This is a genomic window from Halobacillus shinanisalinarum (assembly GCF_022919835.1).
In the GTDB taxonomy this organism is placed as follows: domain Bacteria; phylum Bacillota; class Bacilli; order Bacillales; family Halobacillaceae; genus Halobacillus_A; species Halobacillus_A shinanisalinarum.
On the sequence record NZ_CP095074.1, the window covers coordinates 294,138 to 312,739 of the forward strand.

Sequence of the window (18,602 nt, forward strand, 5' to 3'; positions counted from 1 at the left end):
TAAGAGCGAATGCCGATTTCAAATTTATATGAATTCTTTTTTATTATTACGTACAGGAGTTGATCAGATGGTTGAGACACATTACGATCGAGACTATATACAATCTTTATCAGAGAACCTTGCTCAACCCGATTCCCTTTGTTCATGGAACGAGTTTAAACTTGGCTACAAAGCTTTAGAAAACCGGTCGATCCCAGAGTTTAATGGATTGCTATCAACTAAACACCTCCCCCATGTTGATTTTCTGAATCATCAGATCGATGCATGTGAGAAGGTCGTCCACGAAATGAATGGACGGGCTATCCTTGCTGACGAGGTCGGTCTTGGAAAAACATTGGAGGCAGGCCTTATTTTAAAGGAATATATGATTCGGGTATGGCAAAGAAGGTCCTCATTTTAACTCCCGCCTCCCTCGTGAACCAATGGATCCAGGAATTGCAAGATAAATTCTATATTCAGGCCTATTCTCCTCGAAAAAAACTTGCAGCCTGGCAGGACTGGGATATTACAGTAACATCGATCGATATGGCGAAAAGAGAAGCTCACAAGGAAGAAATTTTGTCGATCCCTTATGACTTGATTATTATTGACGAGGCCCACAAATTAAAAAATCACCAAACTAAAAATTATCAATTTGTCAAGCAATTAAAAAAAACGTACTGTTTATTACTAACAGCTACACCTATCCAAAATAATTTGAGTGATTTATTTAATCTAGTTTCAATCTTAAAACCCGGTTACCTTGGTGATTTAACCACTTTTAAAAAGAAATACCGTAAAACGTCCCTTGAACATTCCGAGACACATGAGCATATCCACTCCTTACTGAGTAAACTGATGATCCGTAACCGCAGGAAGGACACCGGGCTTGATTCATCAAAACGTCACGTCACAAATATCCGTCTTACTTTTACCGATGAAGAGAAAGAAATGTACGAAGAGCTCGCAGCGTTAAAATCCAATTCTCCTTCTTTTACATGGTTGACGTTAGCAAAAGAACTTTGTTCAACAAGAGAAGCTTGTTATATGTCATTACAATCCATGCAAAATAAACAAGACGGCAAATCTACCATGTTGGCAGAACTGATCGACCGTTTAGGAACACTTCCCCACCATGTTAAAGCAAAGCGAGTCGTTGAAATCATGGATAAGTCTAATGAAAAATTCATTATTTTCACAGAATATCGGGCCAGCCAATTTTATTTGCAATGGTATCTGCAACAGCACGGAATTACTTCCGTTCCTTTTAGTGGAAAGTTTAATAAGAGTAAACGTGACTGGATGAAACATCTTTTTAAAACAAAGGCACAAGTTATGGTAGCAACTGAAGCCGGTGCTGAAGGCATTAACCTGCAGTTTTGCAACAATATGATCAACTATGACTTACCCTGGAATCCAATGCGTCTCGAACAGCGGATCGGCAGAATACATCGATTCGGTCAGGAGAAAGATGTCCATATTTATAATTTTGCGATTGAAAACACAATTGAAGATCAAATATTGAATCTTCTATATGAAAAAATTGAGATGTTTAAACATGCTGTTGGCGATTTGGACCATATTTTAGAACACATTCCCGGCGGCAGCTTCGACGACCAAATTCAGATGATTATGAAGCAGTCAGATAGTCAAGGGGAAATGAATATTAAATTAAATAACCTTGTCAGCTATGTGGAATATACCGTAAATGAGCGGAGGGAATTAAGTTGACGACTAGTATGTATTATCAGTTTGCTAAGGACTTTTTCACAACCCATGGGTGTATCATTACCGAAGAAGGCAACCAGTCCATGCATGTAAAACTCACAAATGACATGGATGAAGCGCTTATGAATCGCCCATTTTATTGGCATTATATGAAAAAGATGGACCGGGTAGGAGAAGCAATGAGCCTAACTTTCACAGACGGAATTATGGAGGAAGATAGTGGGATACATCTACACGCAGGAACACCAAAGCTCCACCAAATGTACCAATTAGCTATTGAACGTTCCTACTCTACGAGGCTTTATGAATATCTTCCTTCCCTGACAGTAAATAAAGCCCTGCATCCGTGGTTGATACTAAATATAAAAGTGACCTACCGAGGGAAGCAAACGCGTGACGAGGTTCTCTCTATTGGGTTAAATCTAATTAACGGAGCTCTGATTACAAAAATGATGGACAAAATTTGGGAATTTGATTTTCGCTCCACGGTATCGGATTTTAGTTTCCCAATGACACCTATCGTACGCACCGAAAGCGGCTACCATCGCATTATTCGTTATGTAAATGAACGCCTTGATTCTTTAGACGATCAATGGGAAGTGCAATCTTTACATCAGCTAAAAGATGAAAAAGATTTACTACATCGTTTTTTCACATCTGATGACGTCGACGAAGAATATTATGAAAAAGAACTGGAGCAGATTGATGTTAGATATAAACCACGAATTTCAATCCAAATTGCAAATGGCGGATTATTTTATTTATCACAGGAAACTAGTCAACAATTATTTTTGCAATGAAAAAAGGGCAGGTGCCTTGTCATCATGGGATGTTTGACTTGGAACGAAATCAAGGGAGTTCGATAAAAAAGACACCTCCTGTTCCAACATCGAACTGACTTTCTGGAGAGAGAAATAAACTACAGGTTGACCTAGACTTGAAATCGTATTTGACGAGTTCGTATACCAAAATAAAAGAGACCCATGCCCTGAGTCTCTTTTTAACTATGTTTCTGCCACTTCCGTTTCATTACTTTCAAAGCGAAAGGTAGGATTCCAAACCAATATGAGGAACTTCTTTTAGAGGGCCTCTCCACCCTTCTATCAAGCTTTTCTTGTTTAGACATATGCATATACTTAAGCGTTTCTTCGGTAAGAAACTGAACATACTCATTTTTCTTCATAAAGGGATCCCTTCTTTACGATTGATTACCTATTAGTATGTCCAAAATCGTTTTTCTTTAGACAAAGAAGAATCTCCTCTACAATCATTGCAGGATCCTTATCGTCAACCAGTATCCTTCCTATGGCGACTTTTTCATATAAGGGTTTGCGCTCATTAAATCGCTTTTGTTTTTCATTTGAATCGCCGCTCCAAAGCGGACGGTTTCCACTTTGGGCTAGCCTGTCTTGAATCGTTTTGAAAGAAGCCTCTAGGTAAATAACAAAATGGTCAGTTAAAGCTTGTCGATTCTCAGCTGATAAAACAACACCTCCTCCTGTCGATACAATTAATTCACCTTCCAACTCCTTAAGTAACTGGGATTCTTTTGCACGAAAAAATGTCTCTCCATGGTTTGTAAATACTTCTGGGATCGTCATCCCCTCACGTCTTTCAATCTCTTCATCCATCTCTATATATGTACACTGCAAAACTTCACTCAAACGTTTCGCTATTGTTGACTTACCGCTCCCCATATAGCCAATTAAAAAAATCATGTCATGCCCCTAATTTTTTTCAGAAAAAAGAAGGATTTACAGAGAAAGTGTCGAAAGGTATAAAGGCTGATATTTGAAATGAGGTGATAATATAACGTGAGCCAGATTGCTAAGTATGCCCAAGACCTTTTAGTTTCTGCGATTCAACAAACAGCGTCCGACATCCACTTTTCTCCCTACACTGAAAAGACCGATATCCACTTCCGTATTCATGGACAACGGATCTTCCATTCCTCTTTACCCATTCCATCATACCAAAAACTACTTGCTTATTTTAAGTTTATTTCCGGCATGGATATCGGTGAAGTGACGAAACCGCAAAACGGTACCATTGAACATCGTCTGAATCAATCCCTGTTTAACCTTCGCTTGTCCACTCTCCCCATTATTGGCTGTGAGAGCCTAGCGATCCGTATTCTTTCTCCTGACGACCAACTACAGCTAGAACGACTCTTTCTTTTTCCAAACCAACTGAAACAAATTGAAAGATGCCTTACCTATTCAAGCGGAATGATCCTATTCACCGGAGCGACCGGAAGCGGGAAGACCACCACCCTTTATGCGTTACTCCAATCCCTGCTTAAGAAACATTCCTTTCAAGCGATCACGCTCGAAGATCCTATCGAGAAAAACTTGAATAATATTATTCAAGTACAAGTTAACGAGCGTGCTGGGATCACCTATGATGCTGGATTAAAGGCTGCCTTGCGTCACGACCCAGACTTACTCATGGTTGGCGAAATCCGTGATAAAGAAACAGCCCACTTCGCCTTTCGAGCTGCTCTAAGCGGCCATTTGGTAATCAGCACGATCCATGCTAAGGACGCTTATGGGACAATCAGAAGGTTAGAGGAGATGAAAATTAAATCTTCAGATCTTGAACAAACTTTAATCGCCATTGCCGCACAGCAGCTCCTCCCTCTAAAAAGCCATGAATCACTTCCTAGAAGAGCCGCAATAGTTGAGCTTCTGAACGGAGAAACCCTCTATCAAGCGATACAAGGTCACCCCCCTGACTATCAAACCCAATTTCAGTCATTCGCATCCTTAAGGAGAAAAGCCTATGCTCTTGGCTACATTTAAAACCTTTCACCTCCATCACCGACAGCAAGTCCTTCCGCTGGCAAAACAAATATTGTTTTTACGACGTCTCTGCCATTTGCTAGACAAAGGGTTCCCATTACTCGAGTCCCTTAAGATGACTAGCTGGGACCCAATTCTTGCCCTAATCGCAAGCACAATTACTGAACAGCTTAAGGTAGGGCAGCCTATGGATGCAGCTTTTCAACAAGCAAATTTTTCAAAAAGTGTAATATCATTTTTGTATTTTTCACGCATTCATCAAGACCTCCCATCCATGTTCAGGCAATGCGCTGAGCTGTTGCACATTCAAAACGAATACACAAAAAAATTAAAACAGGTAATGAGATACCCTATATTTTTGCTACTCTTTGTGTTCATTGCTTTTGGGGTTATCAAGCGGACCATCTTGCCTAGCTTTCAGTCACTATTTGAAAATGATAGCTCAAAGCCGCTGAGTTTACTCATTTTAAAAGGTGTTGATTATGGCATAACTGGTTTTGGTTACGTGTCCCTTATACTAATTATTCTGCTGTTCGCCTTCAGGCTTTATTTACCTAAGCTTTCCATTGAACAAACGTTATCCATCTACGAAAGAACCCCCGTCATCAAAGGGTATCAAACATTTACCATCAGTTTCCTATTCGCTACCCATTTAAGTTCTCTCCTTCGAGCTGGTCTTTCCCTTAAACAGGCCCTAGAAATGATGGCCGAACAAACAAAATATAATGTTCTTACCCACTACGCAAAAACAATTTTAGAAAAGCTTAATGAAGGGGCCCTGCTTGGTCAATCTCTTCATTCATGTACCCTGCTCAGAGGGGAACTGACAGCCATATTTCATCACACCAATGACCTTGACACATTAAGCCTTGAGCTGCATGTTCTGTCTGAATTACTCATTGATCAATTGAAAGAAAAATTAACACGTGCGATCCAACTTATACAACCGATATTTTTTATAGGGATCGCGGGTGTTGTCGTTCTGATTTATGCTTCCATCATGCTGCCGATGTATCAGTGGATGGATCAAATATGAAAGGAGCAAGCCATTGAACAATCAAAAAGGGTTCACACTCATTGAAATGCTAATCGTGCTTTTAATCATTTCCGTATTACTAATTATAACAATACCCAATCTAACCGAGAATAATGAAACCATCCGCTCTAAAGGTTGTGAGGCACTTACCTTAACAGCCGAAGCGCAAGTAGAAGCTTATAAAATTGAAAATGGAACATTCCCTGCTTCACTCGATGCCCTGGTAGCCGGAAACTTTTTAAAACAAACCAAATGCCCGAATGGAAAAGAGCTTGAGTATAATGCTGCTACGGGTGTGGTCACGGGCCCACCTTCTGAATAAAATGAATAAGAAGCAAGGAGGCTACACCTTTAGTGAGGTAATCATTGTGCTCGTTGCATTATCTGTGCTATTAGCGATAGCTGCTCCATTGAATAGTGAGGTAGTTAGCTCTGTTAAAATTACCCACTATATCGAACAACTTGAGAATGACATTCTGCTAGCACAGCAACTATCCATGCAGCACGAAAGTCACTACTGGATTATGATACGTCCAGAAAACAATGACTACTATCTATACGACTATTCAAGCAGAAAAAGTGTGTTTCACCGTAAACTGCCAGAGAAGTGGTCGATTCGTCTCACCACACTTCAATCACCTATTCGCTTTAATACGAGCGGTACGATTCAAAATCCTGGAACAATGGTCTTGAAAACCCCAGAATCCAGCTATAAGATAACCTTTCCATTTGGAAAAAGCAGGGTGACGATTCATGAACAATAAAGGATTTACTATAGTTGAAGTCATATGTGCCTTCGGATTATTAATAATGATTTCAACAGCTATACTTCCACTGTTAACCGAATTAAGAACTTCCCAAAAGGCACTGGCAGATGAACGTATCATAACTACTCAGTTACAAAGCGAGCTGCTTCAGTATAAAAATGAGACTCCTGACAAGTTTCCATTTATAAATAAATATGAATTGATGACGATCACCTTCAATCAACTAGATACTTACGTTGAAGCTTGCGCTACGTGGGAGACTCGTCATAACAACAAGGAGCTATGCTTATATGCTAGCTATAAACAGTAAAGGCTTCACCTTAGTTGAAACGTTATTCTGTCTAACCTTACTTTCTATAATGTTAACGATAAGCATCCCTTTACTAAAGCTTATTGAAAGCCCCGCTTACTCTCATGAGCTGTCAGCCATTCAATTTTTCACCTTCGTCGAAGAAGAAATAAATACATCTACAAAGGTGAAGCTCCTCCAGAATGAGTTATTTATCACGGATACAATGGGACGTATTATACGCATTTCAAAATATGGAGATTCAGTAAGAAGACAGGTAAATGATACCGGTCACGAACTGCTTATTACAAACATTCAAGCGATCACATTCAATCTGAAAGAGGGTAATGATATTCTTACTGTTCATCTTACCCTTAAGGAAGGCACAGCCTATGATAAAACGATTTATATCCCCTCTTAACAACGAAAAAGGTATCATCTTTCCGTGGGTTTATACAATGGGTAGTTTACTTATTCTTACATGTCTGTTCACTGCTCAAGAATATAAAAATCAACTCATATCAACAAAAGTTGTAACTGAATACCATCAACTTCAAAGCCTTTTCCACTACAGTCATGATCAACTCCTATTAAAACTGAATGAACACACTGCGGCGAATGAAATAGTCAATGATCATTTCACTCTTCCACTAGGAGAAGCCTTCGTACAATGTAATCCAGAAGGGGATGGTTACTCATGTACATGGCAATTATCCCTGAATGGAGGTGCTGTTAAACATATCACCCGTTCTTATCGTATAGATGCACATAAAACACGATGAAAAAGTGCGGCTGCCATCCAAGCAGCCGCACTTTTTTTACTGCATTCATGTATATTCTTCTTGGATTCTCCACAAAACTAATAACGATATCTGTTCATCATATTTCAATCAAGTTTACGAAGGTCTTCAACATTGTAACCCAATGATTAACCTTTCACCGTTTCTTTCTTACTAGTGGTCGGCGTAATTACTTTGGTCTTTTATAAACTAAATCTAAGGGCTCATTTACAGTTAACCTTTTACATCCATCACTGGACTTTGTCAGGAGATCATCACACCTATTTGAGTAAACGATAAAATATGTGTGCAGTGACGAAATCTATGTTGTTCATCAAATTCAATACCCGATTTTTAGTCATGTTTTTGTTTGACGAAAGCCTGGGTAGCTATGGAACTTTAATGAGTACACCTTATGATGAGTGTTCTGCTGTTGACAAGATTCATTTACAATCTTAGATAGGTCGTTTATAATATTAATGATAGTTTAACGATGAAGATGAAAAAGGAGGGGGAAGAAGCATGGATCGCATGTTTCGAGTGATGGCGTTTTGGACTGGGATTTTCACTGTCATGTTTTATACTGGCGACATGATGGAAGCTGCACTATTATCTCTTGTTCAAACTGCCTTTTTCCTTGCAATTGGCTACCTTAAACTGTCTGAGCGTATGTATATTTACATATTTTTCTCATACTTGACAGTGTTTATGATTGGATTTACTTATTATTCATCATTCATTCTTGTACCATCTTTCGGTGGTCACTAAAAAAGTCCTGTTATCCTAATTGGATAACAGGACTTTTTTTTCCTGGAGTTAATTGAAAAACGGATTATTCGCTTTTTCCTCCCCAATTGTCGTCGGTAAACCATGACCAGGATAAATTCTCATGTCATTTCTTAAACTAAACAACTGTTCTTGAATGCTTTTGGTCAGCTGATGTCTGTTACCCCCTGGTAGGTCTGTTCTTCCCATTCCTTGCTGAAACAATGTGTCTCCACCGATTGTAAAGCGCTGGTTCCGAAAGACAAATGACATGCTACCCGGGGAATGGCCGGGTGTATGTCGAACTTCAAATGTGAAAGGACCGATTTCTTTTATTCCGGGTTCTAGGATAAAATCAGCGGGGGTTGCCTTTATTTCCTCGATTTGAAATAATGCAGAACCATTCAGTGACGGGTCACTGAGCCAATTGGATTCAGCTTCATGCAAATATACAGGGGCTTGGTAGGCTTTCCTTGTCTCCTCTACTGCACCGATATGATCAAAATGAGCATGGGTCAATAAAATGGCATTCACATTTAAATCACGTTCTAAAATGAATTCCTGAAGTTTATCAAAATCCCCACCAGGGTCAATGATTAGCGCCTGATGATTTTCGTAAATAATATAAGCGTTAGTCGCTAAGGGTCCTAGTGGTAATCGTGTAATTTTCAGCATTGATATCACCTCGTAAAAAAAGTTTGAGAAGGACTCGACAAATCGAATTAGATACTATAGAATGAGTGAGTAATGAAATGAGCTACATATAGTATAACATCTATAAAATGTAGAATGATAATAATGATAAGGGATATAGGAGGGCTTATTTGTGGTAACAGCTATTATTCTTTTACTCGTAACAATCCTTTGCGTATGTGCCGTATTCCGTGAAATCAAAACAAAGAATTTCTTCGCAGTACTATTTGCGGCAGCATCAGCGCTAGTCTTTGGCTGGTTCTCTGTTATGACAATTTACGCAAACTTATTTGGATAATTGATAAAACCGAGCTGATTATGCAGCTCGGTTTTTTAATGTTGCTATAAAAAGAGCCTTCCAATTAAGGAAAGCTCTTCCTTTCTTACCCTTCATCAGTGAAATCATAAAATCTAAACAAATCGCCGTAAATAATATTATCTGAATAACTTAGTTCCTTTTCTACTTTCTCCTTCGTTGGTTGACAAGCCTGATTCTCAGATTCAAGTGGTTCCCCTGTTTCACGATCATAGCACGTACCTTCCGTATAAACGTATTTCTCTTTTATGAAACTTCCATCTCTTAAAGCAGTAAATTTCTGCTGATCTTCAACAAACATGTCTGTCCCAAACGATAAGTCATTTTCTGCCTCAATACCGAGAAGACTTAATAATGTCGGTTTGACATCGATTTGTCCAACAACTTCTTCGCGAATTTCCCCATTTTCATAGCCTGGAATGTGAATCATGAATGGAACACGTTGCAACTGGATGTGTTCATAAGGAGTAATTTCCTTATTTAGAAATTCTCCCATCGCATTGTTATGAAATTCACTAATCCCATAGTGATCCCCCATAAGAACGATAATGGAATCCTCATAAATTCCTGATTTTTTCAACTGTTGGAAGAATTGCTCAAGAGCCTCGTCCGTGTAGCGAGCCGTTTGGAAATAATTATTTAATGTTTCCGAACCTGAATCGTACTTATCGATATTTGCTTTTTCTTCAGGTATCTCAAACGGAAAGTGATGGGTAAGGGTAATAAATTTACTATAAAAAGGTTCTTCCTGTTGTTTCAACTTGTCGACCGATTGTGAGAAAAACGCCTTATCTTCAAGTCCCCAACCGAAAGAATTCTCTTCAGTTACGTCATACGATTGTTGCCCATAAAACTCATCATAGCCAACATTTTCATACATAACATCCCGATTCCAGAAGCTCTTATTGTTAGCGTGGAAAACGGATGACGTATACCCATTGTTGTCTAATATTTCAGGCAAAGCATGGTATTCATTTTGTGCATTTGTAAAGTAGACGGCCCCTCTTCCAAGTGGATAGAGTGAATTTTCCACAATAAATTCTGAATCTGACGTCTTCCCTTGAGCTGTTTGATGATAAAAGTTCTTAAACCATATTGTGTCTTGCCTTTCTTTTAAATCGTTAAGGAAAGGCGTGGTCTCTTTTCCATTAATCTCCGAGTCCAAGAGGAAGTTTTGAAATGATTCTATACTTACAAAAATCACATTTTTGTTTTCTGCAATGCCAAATAGCTCTGACTTTTTATCTGTATCCGCATTTTCTTGAATATAATTTTCAATTTTACTAATTTCACTGCTATCAGCAAATACGCGCTGGGCCTTTGTCTTCGTTTGCATCATAGCATCATAAACATGGTAATTATAGACTCCGATATTTTTCACTAAATATTCACGATCAAATGCACGTACAAAGAGCATTGGACGCTCTAGCTCTGCTAATGCAACATTCCCTGATAACAATAAGAAAGTAACAGCTGTAGCGGCAATCTTTCCACTCTTTGAAAAGTCAACAGACAAATCAAACATCTTTTTACTAAGAAACCAAATGATGACAACATCTATAATTAACAATAAATCCTCCACGTGAATGAGTGTAAAGATACTTGATGTTAAGTCAGCAGCATTGTTACCCTGAAACAATACAGGTATGGTAATGAAATCCGTAAAGTTTCGATAAAAGACTAAATTAATATAAAGTACTAAAGAACCGATTAATGCGGTCCATCTTATATATTTCATTTGATTCTTACGCTTCAACCAAACACTGATAGCGAAAACCAAATACGCACTAGCTATTGGATTGAAGAACAAAATAAATTCTTGCAGTGCATTTTCTATAGAAAGGTCAAACATGAACCTATATACAATATAAGTTTTTACCCCAAATAGAATAGAGGCAATAACGAATAAAGGTATTCGCAATTTGTTCAATTGCATCAGGTTTCCTCCTTCATCCAGTGCATTCATAAAAATTACGAATAATTTACTTGGACACACTTTCTTTTTAATAAATTCCACGTATCATAATTATTAAACTGTTTCCTCTTATATGACGAATATGGACCCCTAAAAGTTTCACATTTCTTTATACATAAGTTGTTCATTTCCAGTACCCACCTATTTTAATAGACGTCTGTAAAAAAAGAAACCCTACATAAAAAGAAAAGAAGCCCAATCTTTGGCTCCTTTTCCATCTATAGATTCTCTTTTACCAAATAAGCCCCACCTATTACACCTGCATCATTTCCAAGCTCAGCTATTTCAAATGTGCAAGCTTCAGCTGTGCGTGGCAGTGCGTAAGTTTTAAACGCTTCTTTGAGCGGCTGTAGAAGCTGTAATCCTGCCTTAGATACCCCTCCACCAATCACGATCTTGTTCGGATTAATAGCAATGGCTAAATTTGCTATAGTTAATCCAAGCGTGTCTGTGATCGATGCTATGACCTTGCTAGCGGCTTCATCATGATCCGCTGCCGCCTGAAAGACATCTTTAGCTGTCATCGAAGGAAACGAACTTAGAGAAGAATTTGGATATTCTGCTAACACTTCTTTTGCCTTCCTTACAATTCCGGTAGCAGAAGTTTCCGTTTCAAGACACCCCGATTTGCCACAGTTGCAAGGGGCTCCGCCACTCTTGATGACTGTCATATGACCAATTTCAGCTGCCATGCCATTTGCACCGCTGATAATTTGACCGTTGGCGATAATCCCCCGCCAACTCCAGTCCCGAGCGTTACAGCAATTAGGTTTTCAACTCCACCGCCAGCGCCTAACCAATTTTCCCCGAGTGCGGCTAAGTTGGCATCATTATCAACCCAAACAGGGTAGCCTGACAAATCTGCAAGCTGTTTACCAAAATCAAAGTTCCTCCAGCCAATATTTACAGCTTCATAAATATAACCAGTCTTCGTATCAACAAAACCCGGTGCTCCCACACCAATTCCTAGAATGTTCGACTTATGTAATGATAATTCAGTTTGCGCCGAATCAATTGCCTGGTAAATATCCCGAGGTATATATCCGCCTTGTTCTTTTTTATCAGTGAGGATTTCCCACTTTTTTAAAATGTCTCCCTTTGTAGACAATACCGCAAGCTTTATCGTTGTTCCCCCAACGTCCACACCAAAACAGTAGTTTTCGCTCATGGACTTATCTCCCCTTTTCTTTCGTCCCTCATTCTGGCAATTTCTGTACGTAACAGTAAAATAGCCATCTGGTAGTCCTCTTTTGTTATAAATTGCGCTTGATTAAGCTCCTGTATTTCTTGTTCCATTAATTCTAGTTCAGCCAGACGATCCCCAACATAAATAAAAGTTCCGAATTGTTTTAAAAGCTGCTGAATGTCATAGATTGTTCTCATTTACATCACCGTTCCCATTATACCATGGACTCATGAAATGAAAACGCAAAAACCCTGACTTTTACTTGTCAGGGTCTTTAGGGTGTAGGAAAGCAGGTCGACGATTTTTAAGGGGGATCGGTGCGCGTATAAAGATATCACGGAAAGCTTTAAACGAAAACGGCATGAACGGCCAAAGGAAGGGCGTTTTAAATGTTTGCATATTCGTGAGGTAAAGAATCCAAAACGTAATTCCAATCACATATCCTGGCAAACCAAACAATCCCGTACTAATAAGCAATCCCATTCGGGTGATACGATTAGCCAGGCTTAACTCGTAACTAGGAGTTGCGTACGTTCCAATTGCCGCTATGGCAAGGTAAAGAACAACCTCGCTTGAAAACAATCCGACTTCAACAGCTACTTGTCCCATGATAATAGCTGCTACCAGTCCAAGTGCGGTAGCCAGAGCGCTTGGTGTGTGGATAGCCGCCATCCTGAGCATGTCAATGCCTATTTCTGCAACTAAAAATTGAGCAAACAGTGGGACGGCCCCGGTGTCCTTAGGACCGAGATAGGCTAACCCTTGGGGGAGTAGTTCAGGATTCATAGAGAATAAAAAGTATAGTGGTAAAGCAAAGATTGAAATCATGATTCCAATAAAGCGCACCCACCTAAGATAAGCACCGACAGAAGGCTTTTGACGATATTCTTCAGCATGCTGTAAATGATGCCAGAACGTAGCCGGCGTAATCATAACACTGGGAGAGCCATCTATAATGACCAAAATATGTCCTTCGTATAAATGAGCGGCTGCCACATCCGGACGCTCCGTGTAACGGATAACAGGATAGGGGTTCCAATGCCGGCCGCTAATATATTCTTCAATTGTCTTTTCAGCCATCGGAAGAGCATCTGTGTCTATCTCTCTCAGCACACGCTGTAAATGTTTGACGCGCCCAGGATCGGCAATATCCTTTAAGTAGCACAAGCAGATATCTGTCTGTGAACGGCGGCCAATTTGTGTGTATTCCATCCGAAGCGAGCGATCGCGGATACGCCTTCTTGTTAGGGCTGTATTAAAAACAATCGTTTCAACAAATCCATCACGGGAGCCGCGTACAACTTTTTCTAGATCAGGCTCCTTGGGGCTCCTAACGGGGTAGGTACGAGCATCAATCATTATAATCTCATCTAAGCCTTCAACGACGAGAGCGGTCGGTCCTCCTAATACTAAGTCCGAAGCTTTTATTAAATCCTTTTCCTTCCCTAATTCCATATAAGGAAGATGAGTCTTAAGCAGTTTCTCAAGCGGATCTGGTTCAAGCTCTTCAGGGTCGAGGCGTGACAGAAGTTTCATAATGTAATGTAAAATTTCGTCTTTTACAAATCCATCCACCATAAAAAATGACATTTTTCTTCCTGCATACACAAGATCCAGGTGAATCATATCAAAGCTCTCATCCACACCTAACCTATCTTTTATATAGTCGACATTTTCCTCGTAGGTATCAAATAGAGGCTTTGTCTCTTTTTCCATGTAACCCCCCCTTTTGATGCTTATAGGGGTTAGCTTTTACTAAACATACAAAATCATACAACTAGATCATCTCAGCCTGGATGTAGCTCATAAGCAAATGAAAGGTATGGATTAGGGAATCGGTATGTGTACGTTCATAAGAATGAGAGGGATCGATCCCTGGGCCAACCAACCCATGTTTAAAATCAAACCCAGCACGAATAGCTGCTGAAGCATCTGAACCATAAAAAGGATAGATATCTACTTTATAACCTATTTGATTTTCTTCAGCTAAGTGTACCATTTGATTCTTAAGTTCTAAGTGATAGGGACCCGATGAATCCTTAGCACAAATTGACACATCGTGTTCTGTCGATGCTTGTCCGTCGCCTATTGCTCCCATATCCACCGCTACATATTCTTCAACTGCATCTGGAATCGACGCATTTGCACCATAGCCAATTTCTTCATTATTGGAAAAGAAAAAATGTGTTGTATAAGGAAGCTGGATTTGTTCATCAATGATGTCCTCAAGCATATGTAGAAGTATAGCGGCACTTGCTTTATCATCTAAATGGCGTGACTTAATATATCCACTATCTAACTGTTCAAAGCGTGGAGCAAAGGAAACAAAATCTCCTACCTCAATCCCCAGACCCAGAACATCTTCCCGGTTTTTCACTTGTTCATCTACTCTTACCTCAATATTTGTATCGTCACGCTTTTCTTCCGTTGCATTTCTATAAACATGAACAGATGCTTGTTCCATCAATATTGTCCCACTATAGTCCGCGTTATTTGAATGAACGATGCAATACTCGCCTTCTACACTGTTCCACATAAATCCGCCAATCATGGATAGTTTCAGTTTACCGTCAGACTTTATTTCCTTCACCATAGCGCCTAATGTATCAAGGTGGGCTGTGAGCATACGCTGCTTCTCCTCGTCGGCTCCTTTTATTGTTGCAATAAGCGCACCTTTATTTGTCATATACGTGTTTACACCTTTCACACGCAAGACGTTCTCACAATACTTCATTATTTCCTTTGTGTATCCCGATGGACTCGGTATAGAAGTGAGTTGTTTTAAATGATCGATGATATAATTGTTATTTTTTTGCATGTAAATTCCTCCAGTATCATAAGTTTTTATACAACCTTCTTTCAAGAAAAGCGTTAGCACCATCTATTATAAAGGAGATGCTCGGGAATGAAACATGTTTGGATGTTCGTATTTATAGGGTTTGTAGCAATCGTTTTCACGTATTTATTCATATCTTCAAGAGACCAAGCGGTTATTAAATACTTTCCAATTGACGATAGCCATTACTTTACCGAGGCAGCCACAACCCTGACTACTTCAGATGACGAGGATAATGATGAAATAAAATGGGAGATCGCCTCCTCCAGCAATGACTCGATGTATTTACGTCAAGATGTATCATTGCTATATGTAAATGGACGTTTAAAAGGTGTAGTCAACAAATGGAAAGAAAATGCGCAACACATTGAAAAACAAACAATATTGCAGGGAGAAGACAGTAAAAAGTATGAAGCCATCTCCTTCCATCATGGCGAAATACACGGAAAGAATGATGAGATAAAAAGCATACAAACCACAACCACCGACACGCTTTATATCATTGATTCTCCACACTCGAAAAAAACTGCTTTTCATAAGGCACAATCAACGGAAGAAAAAGAATGGACAGGAAAGTTGGATCATGCCATCGATCAACAATTGGAAGCACAGTGGGACGAGCTTATTCATCACTATCAAATACCTAGGGAGAAATATATACACATCCCATTAACTGAACTTACTGATTTTAGTAAAGAAGATCCTTTTCCAGGCACTACTGGGGCAGAGTTTGAGCGAATTTTAGGACAACTTTGGGAAGGGTTATATAAAAACTATGTGCTCGGCATTGAAGATTCGCAATCCAAACACCCTATCCAGAGCTATATCCCACTTATTCTTCTTGACAAAAACGGGAAGCATTTAATAGTCCTTTATGAGGATGATGCGGGAGAGAAACACCAGCTTATTCAATATTATTAATTGAGTTTTTGACTAAGCTCTTGAAACTGTTCATTGTCAGGTTTAAGCTTTGTCGCTTCACTTGCATGTTTGCTTGCCTTATCAACCTCTCCCATCTGCCTGTATATAAGTGCTAAATTAAAATATGCCTCGGCAAATTCTGGATCTATTTCAATGACTTGTTCTAGATCCTTTTGGGCTTCGCTAAGCTGCCCTGTCTGCGTATAAGCATAAGATCGATTGAAAAGTAGTTCCGCCTCAAAGTTACCAGGTCTATCCAGAGCTTTGTTTGTCAGAGCAATGGCTTCTTGAAATTGTTGCTGTTCATTTAACTGTTGGGATTGTTTAACCTGTATAAGAGCATATGTTTCGTCATCCGTCTGTTGAATTCCAAGAATAATCATCAGCACAATAGCTAAAGTATAAGCCACAGCTGCAAAGCTTTGAAAGACCCATTGCTTCTTCTTTGGAAGGTTGCACACAGCGGACGCAATAAAACCACCTAGTAAGCCACCCATATGAGCTCCATTGTCAACTTGAGGGACAAGGATCCCAAAAGCAAGGTTAATTCCTATAACGAAAATTAAGTTATACCCCATTGTACGAAAGAAAAGCCGCTTATAATGGACCCCAAAATATAAGAGAGCACCGAACAATCCGAAAATCGCTCCTGAGGCACCAGCTGCCACTTGTGGATTCAACATAAAGCTTGCTAGTCCGCCAAAAATACCTGCTAAGAAGTAAATAAATGTAAAGCGAAGAGTCCCGTATATCCTTTCTACTGCTGCTCCTAAATAGTATAAGGCGAGCATATTCATTAATAAATGTAGTGTACCGATATGAAGAAACATTGAGCTCAGGATGCGCCACCACTCCCCGTCAACAATCGCCGGGTTGTACTTGGCACCATATTCAATCAATGTTGTAATAGAGGTAGTGCTCCCTTTATACTCGATAAACAAATAAGCAAGTATATTTAACGCGAGTAGTACATACGTAAGCATTGGTTTTCCAAAAGTGAACAATGCCTCACTCTCTCGCTTTTTCTCACATTGACTTGTGGCAATAAGCTGTTTTAAATAATGGACTTGCCCTTCTGCCTCCTGCTCATCGATCTCAAGGGATAGATCTGGCACGCGCATTCCTAACTCTTCATAAAGGGCTTTAACGCGCTCCATTTTGTGAACATCATCTAGATAATGAATAGTCGTTTGTTCATGATTCGTAAGTTCGCTTTGGTTCATCTCTTCCCATTCATCAACCGGAGGATATTCTGAAATATAAAGGCAATATAAGGATAAGCGTTTGCCGCGAAACAAACGCTTATTTTGTTTCATCTGTAATTTAATCCTTTCTAAATCGCGAATCAATTCGTTTCGCCAGTTGAACTGACCGTGAAATAAGCGAATAACTTGAACCTTGCCTCTCTTATCTCTTTCAAGCCATATTTCACTGTTATCAACATTCACATGTAACATTTCAAAGCCTTGCTGATTAACGAGGTCATGGGCAAGCTTCCATAAAAAGTATTCTTGCTTAACAAACAAATCCGCTCCCCCTCTCTTCTACACATTCATCATAGCATGCCTGGCTTAAATGAAGCGAAGCACTTGCTTTATCAGGAAAAACTAACGGACCTAATGGTTTAAAAACTAAACATCCTAAAATCGAACCACACGCTGTTTTTCTAAAAAGAAAAGACTGTCAGTACTCCTGACAGCCTAGCCTATTTAAACATATTAGAAACTAATTTTCTTCTCACATAGGGCACACTCATTGTTTGCTGGATAAGCCATCGCCTTAAATAGGGAACAGCCGTTAGCAAATCAAGGACTTTATAACGGTAACGGTAAATCAAAGTACCAAAAGAAAGAACAGTAATCATCCACGTAAGAACGCGAGTCATTTTCCACTCACCTCATTTTCATTTACGATTATTGTTCTCCTTTTTGAAGTCATTATTCTAAAATGAGTGCAGGAACTTTGTTTACATTATAAGCCACTTCTTCTCCGTTATAATGTGCTGTACAGGAATATCAAACACTTCAGATGGCAGCTGAGTTGTTAACTGTTTCTTGGATATGAGTGAAACAGTAATTCCATTGAAGTCTGTGAGAAAGCGATCATAGAAACCTCCGCCAAATCCAATTCGAAAACCTTTATGATCAAATATCAACCCTGGAACGACCAATAGTTCGATCTCCTCTTTGCTTACAGCTTCGGCGATTGCAGGATTCGGTTCTTGTAATCCAAAATAAACAGACTCTAATTGATCATAACTCTTCAAGCTGTAAAAGGTGAGCGTTTTAGATTTCGGGTCACATTTAGGGACAACCAGCTTCTTGCCTTCAGCCCATGCTTGTTCAATGATCGGCTTCGTCGACCACTCATCAGGGAGTGAAACAGTTACAGCAACCACCCGTGCTCTATCCCATAACTCTGATAGAAACAGTTGATTATGTATGGACTCTTCAATACGTCCTTTTTCTAACGCCGAAAAAGAACGCAACAAGGCCTTCCCTCTCGTGCGCCACTCTTTTTTCTCCATCGGC

Annotated in this window: 21 protein-coding genes and 2 pseudogenes; 12 read left to right on the plus strand and 11 right to left on the minus strand. The window is 39.5% G+C overall.

Annotated elements, in window-relative coordinates; translation table 11 throughout:
- Positions 1–67: 67 nt before the first annotated feature.
- Both MUO14_RS01590 and MUO14_RS01595 read left to right on the plus strand, forming a co-directional pair.
- Positions 68–1,710 (plus strand): annotated as a pseudogene (locus MUO14_RS01590) (DEAD/DEAH box helicase).
- Entirely contained in the window at positions 1,707–2,507 is an 801-nt protein-coding gene (locus MUO14_RS01595; protein WP_244753334.1) for a YqhG family protein, read from the plus strand. Before MUO14_RS01590 ends, MUO14_RS01595 begins: the two are co-directional and overlap by 4 nt.
- A 200-nt stretch (positions 2,508–2,707) precedes the next feature.
- Here the strand turns inward: MUO14_RS01595 and MUO14_RS01600 are convergent, their stop codons facing one another.
- Together MUO14_RS01600 and MUO14_RS01605 are read right to left on the minus strand one after the other, a co-directional pair.
- On the minus strand, positions 2,708–2,890 hold the full coding sequence (locus MUO14_RS01600) for a YqzE family protein (protein ID WP_255822150.1): 183 nt from the start codon (positions 2,888–2,890) through the stop codon (positions 2,708–2,710).
- 25 nt (positions 2,891–2,915) lie between these two features.
- The gene (locus tag MUO14_RS01605; protein WP_244753335.1) at positions 2,916–3,425 is read right to left on the minus strand and encodes a shikimate kinase; all 510 of its coding nucleotides are present in this window, start codon (positions 3,423–3,425) and stop codon (positions 2,916–2,918) included.
- Positions 3,426–3,521: 96 nt separating this feature from the next.
- Here MUO14_RS01605 and comGA point away from each other — a divergent pair, with 96 nt between their 5' ends.
- The 8 genes from comGA to MUO14_RS01645 all read left to right on the plus strand — a co-directional run bounded on the left by comGA (position 3,522) and on the right by MUO14_RS01645 (position 8,147).
- Positions 3,522–4,508 carry a competence type IV pilus ATPase ComGA gene (gene comGA, locus MUO14_RS01610; RefSeq protein WP_244753336.1) on the plus strand — a complete coding sequence of 329 codons (987 nt, stop codon included), beginning with the start codon at positions 3,522–3,524 and terminating at the stop codon, positions 4,506–4,508.
- Positions 4,489–5,544 (plus strand): competence type IV pilus assembly protein ComGB, encoded by a 1,056-nt coding sequence (comGB, locus tag MUO14_RS01615; RefSeq protein WP_244753337.1) that lies wholly within the window; start codon positions 4,489–4,491, stop codon positions 5,542–5,544. Before comGA ends, comGB begins: the two co-directional genes overlap by 20 nt.
- Positions 5,545–5,557: 13 nt before the next feature.
- On the plus strand, positions 5,558–5,866 hold the full coding sequence (gene comGC, locus MUO14_RS01620) for a competence type IV pilus major pilin ComGC (RefSeq protein WP_244753338.1): 309 nt from the start codon (positions 5,558–5,560) through the stop codon (positions 5,864–5,866).
- The gene (locus MUO14_RS01625) at positions 5,826–6,308 is read left to right on the plus strand and encodes a prepilin-type N-terminal cleavage/methylation domain-containing protein (protein ID WP_244753339.1); all 483 of its coding nucleotides are present in this window, start codon (positions 5,826–5,828) and stop codon (positions 6,306–6,308) included. The genes comGC and MUO14_RS01625 overlap by 41 nt, the downstream gene beginning before the upstream one ends.
- The gene (locus MUO14_RS01630; protein WP_244753340.1) at positions 6,298–6,621 is read left to right on the plus strand and encodes a type II secretion system protein; all 324 of its coding nucleotides are present in this window, start codon (positions 6,298–6,300) and stop codon (positions 6,619–6,621) included. The genes MUO14_RS01625 and MUO14_RS01630 overlap by 11 nt, the downstream gene beginning before the upstream one ends.
- Positions 6,602–7,021, plus strand: a complete 420-nt coding sequence (locus MUO14_RS01635; RefSeq protein ID WP_244753341.1) for a competence type IV pilus minor pilin ComGF — start codon at positions 6,602–6,604, stop codon at positions 7,019–7,021. The genes MUO14_RS01630 and MUO14_RS01635 overlap by 20 nt, the downstream gene beginning before the upstream one ends.
- Positions 6,993–7,382, plus strand: a complete 390-nt coding sequence (locus tag MUO14_RS01640) for a hypothetical protein (protein WP_244753342.1) — start codon at positions 6,993–6,995, stop codon at positions 7,380–7,382. The genes MUO14_RS01635 and MUO14_RS01640 overlap by 29 nt, the downstream gene beginning before the upstream one ends.
- 519 nt (positions 7,383–7,901) lie before the next feature.
- Complete coding sequence (locus MUO14_RS01645) at positions 7,902–8,147, plus strand: DUF2626 domain-containing protein (RefSeq protein WP_244753343.1); 246 nt, start codon at positions 7,902–7,904, stop codon at positions 8,145–8,147.
- 48 nt (positions 8,148–8,195) lie between these two features.
- Here the strand turns inward: MUO14_RS01645 and MUO14_RS01650 are convergent, their stop codons facing one another.
- Positions 8,196–8,819 (minus strand): MBL fold metallo-hydrolase, encoded by a 624-nt coding sequence (locus tag MUO14_RS01650; protein ID WP_244753344.1) that lies wholly within the window; start codon positions 8,817–8,819, stop codon positions 8,196–8,198.
- 151 nt (positions 8,820–8,970) lie between these two features.
- On the opposite strand from MUO14_RS01650, the gene MUO14_RS01655 reads away from it, so the two are divergent.
- Positions 8,971–9,135: a DUF2759 domain-containing protein gene (locus MUO14_RS01655; RefSeq protein WP_244753345.1), complete on the plus strand. Its 165-nt coding sequence runs from the start codon at positions 8,971–8,973 to the stop codon at positions 9,133–9,135.
- Positions 9,136–9,220: 85 nt separating this feature from the next.
- Here the strand turns inward: MUO14_RS01655 and MUO14_RS01660 are convergent, their stop codons facing one another.
- The 5 genes and pseudogenes from MUO14_RS01660 to MUO14_RS01680 form a co-directional block, all read right to left on the minus strand.
- A complete protein-coding gene (locus MUO14_RS01660) occupies positions 9,221–11,089 on the minus strand; it encodes an LTA synthase family protein (protein ID WP_244753346.1) in 1,869 nt (622 codons plus the stop codon).
- Between the two features lie 257 nt (positions 11,090–11,346).
- A pseudogene (locus MUO14_RS01665) lies at positions 11,347–12,296 on the minus strand (ROK family glucokinase).
- Positions 12,293–12,511, minus strand: coding sequence for a YqgQ family protein (locus tag MUO14_RS01670; RefSeq protein WP_244753347.1), 219 nt, complete (start codon positions 12,509–12,511; stop codon positions 12,293–12,295). Before MUO14_RS01670 ends, MUO14_RS01665 begins: the two are co-directional and overlap by 4 nt.
- Positions 12,512–12,572: 61 nt before the next feature.
- The gene (locus tag MUO14_RS01675; protein ID WP_244753348.1) at positions 12,573–14,030 is read right to left on the minus strand and encodes a spore germination protein; all 1,458 of its coding nucleotides are present in this window, start codon (positions 14,028–14,030) and stop codon (positions 12,573–12,575) included.
- Positions 14,031–14,091: 61 nt separating this feature from the next.
- Positions 14,092–15,132, minus strand: a complete 1,041-nt coding sequence (locus MUO14_RS01680; RefSeq protein WP_244753349.1) for a M42 family metallopeptidase — start codon at positions 15,130–15,132, stop codon at positions 14,092–14,094.
- 87 nt (positions 15,133–15,219) lie between these two features.
- Here MUO14_RS01680 and MUO14_RS01685 point away from each other — a divergent pair, with 87 nt between their 5' ends.
- On the plus strand, positions 15,220–16,071 hold the full coding sequence (locus MUO14_RS01685) for a hypothetical protein (RefSeq protein WP_244753350.1): 852 nt from the start codon (positions 15,220–15,222) through the stop codon (positions 16,069–16,071).
- Here the strand turns inward: MUO14_RS01685 and MUO14_RS01690 are convergent.
- From MUO14_RS01690 to MUO14_RS01700, 3 genes are all read right to left on the minus strand, one after another.
- Positions 16,068–17,597, minus strand: coding sequence for a rhomboid family intramembrane serine protease (locus MUO14_RS01690; protein ID WP_244753351.1), 1,530 nt, complete (start codon positions 17,595–17,597; stop codon positions 16,068–16,070). The two genes, MUO14_RS01685 and MUO14_RS01690, sit on opposite strands and share 4 nt — an antisense overlap.
- Before the next feature lie 179 nt (positions 17,598–17,776).
- Positions 17,777–17,956, minus strand: coding sequence for a hypothetical protein (locus MUO14_RS01695; RefSeq protein WP_244753352.1), 180 nt, complete (start codon positions 17,954–17,956; stop codon positions 17,777–17,779).
- Between the two features lie 81 nt (positions 17,957–18,037).
- Entirely contained in the window at positions 18,038–18,598 is a 561-nt protein-coding gene (locus MUO14_RS01700) for a 5-formyltetrahydrofolate cyclo-ligase (RefSeq protein ID WP_244753353.1), read from the minus strand.
- Positions 18,599–18,602 lie beyond the last annotated feature (4 nt).

Excerpts from the sequence above, each read along its gene's own strand:
- MUO14_RS01695 (WP_244753352.1), bottom strand. The coding sequence starts at position 17,956 with ATGACTCGCGTTCTTACGTGGATGATTACTGTTCTTTCTTTTGGTACT.
- MUO14_RS01700 (WP_244753353.1), bottom strand. The coding sequence starts at position 18,598 with ATGGAGAAAAAAGAGTGGCGCACGAGAGGGAAGGCCTTGTTGCGTTCT.
- MUO14_RS01645 (WP_244753343.1), top strand. The coding sequence starts at position 7,902 with ATGGATCGCATGTTTCGAGTGATGGCGTTTTGGACTGGGATTTTCACT.
- MUO14_RS01640 (WP_244753342.1), top strand. The coding sequence starts at position 6,993 with ATGATAAAACGATTTATATCCCCTCTTAACAACGAAAAAGGTATCATC.
- MUO14_RS01675 (WP_244753348.1), bottom strand. The coding sequence starts at position 14,030 with ATGGAAAAAGAGACAAAGCCTCTATTTGATACCTACGAGGAAAATGTC.
- MUO14_RS01670 (WP_244753347.1), bottom strand. The coding sequence starts at position 12,511 with ATGAGAACAATCTATGACATTCAGCAGCTTTTAAAACAATTCGGAACT.
- MUO14_RS01635 (WP_244753341.1), top strand. The coding sequence starts at position 6,602 with ATGCTAGCTATAAACAGTAAAGGCTTCACCTTAGTTGAAACGTTATTC.
- MUO14_RS01625 (WP_244753339.1), top strand. The coding sequence starts at position 5,826 with ATGCTGCTACGGGTGTGGTCACGGGCCCACCTTCTGAATAAAATGAAT.
- MUO14_RS01685 (WP_244753350.1), top strand. The coding sequence starts at position 15,220 with ATGAAACATGTTTGGATGTTCGTATTTATAGGGTTTGTAGCAATCGTT.
- MUO14_RS01630 (WP_244753340.1), top strand. The coding sequence starts at position 6,298 with ATGAACAATAAAGGATTTACTATAGTTGAAGTCATATGTGCCTTCGGA.
- MUO14_RS01660 (WP_244753346.1), bottom strand. The coding sequence starts at position 11,089 with ATGCAATTGAACAAATTGCGAATACCTTTATTCGTTATTGCCTCTATT.
- MUO14_RS01605 (WP_244753335.1), bottom strand. The coding sequence starts at position 3,425 with ATGATTTTTTTAATTGGCTATATGGGGAGCGGTAAGTCAACAATAGCG.
- comGB (WP_244753337.1), top strand. The coding sequence starts at position 4,489 with ATGCTCTTGGCTACATTTAAAACCTTTCACCTCCATCACCGACAGCAA.
- MUO14_RS01680 (WP_244753349.1), bottom strand. The coding sequence starts at position 15,132 with ATGCAAAAAAATAACAATTATATCATCGATCATTTAAAACAACTCACT.
- MUO14_RS01600 (WP_255822150.1), bottom strand. The coding sequence starts at position 2,890 with ATGAAGAAAAATGAGTATGTTCAGTTTCTTACCGAAGAAACGCTTAAG.
- MUO14_RS01650 (WP_244753344.1), bottom strand. The coding sequence starts at position 8,819 with ATGCTGAAAATTACACGATTACCACTAGGACCCTTAGCGACTAACGCT.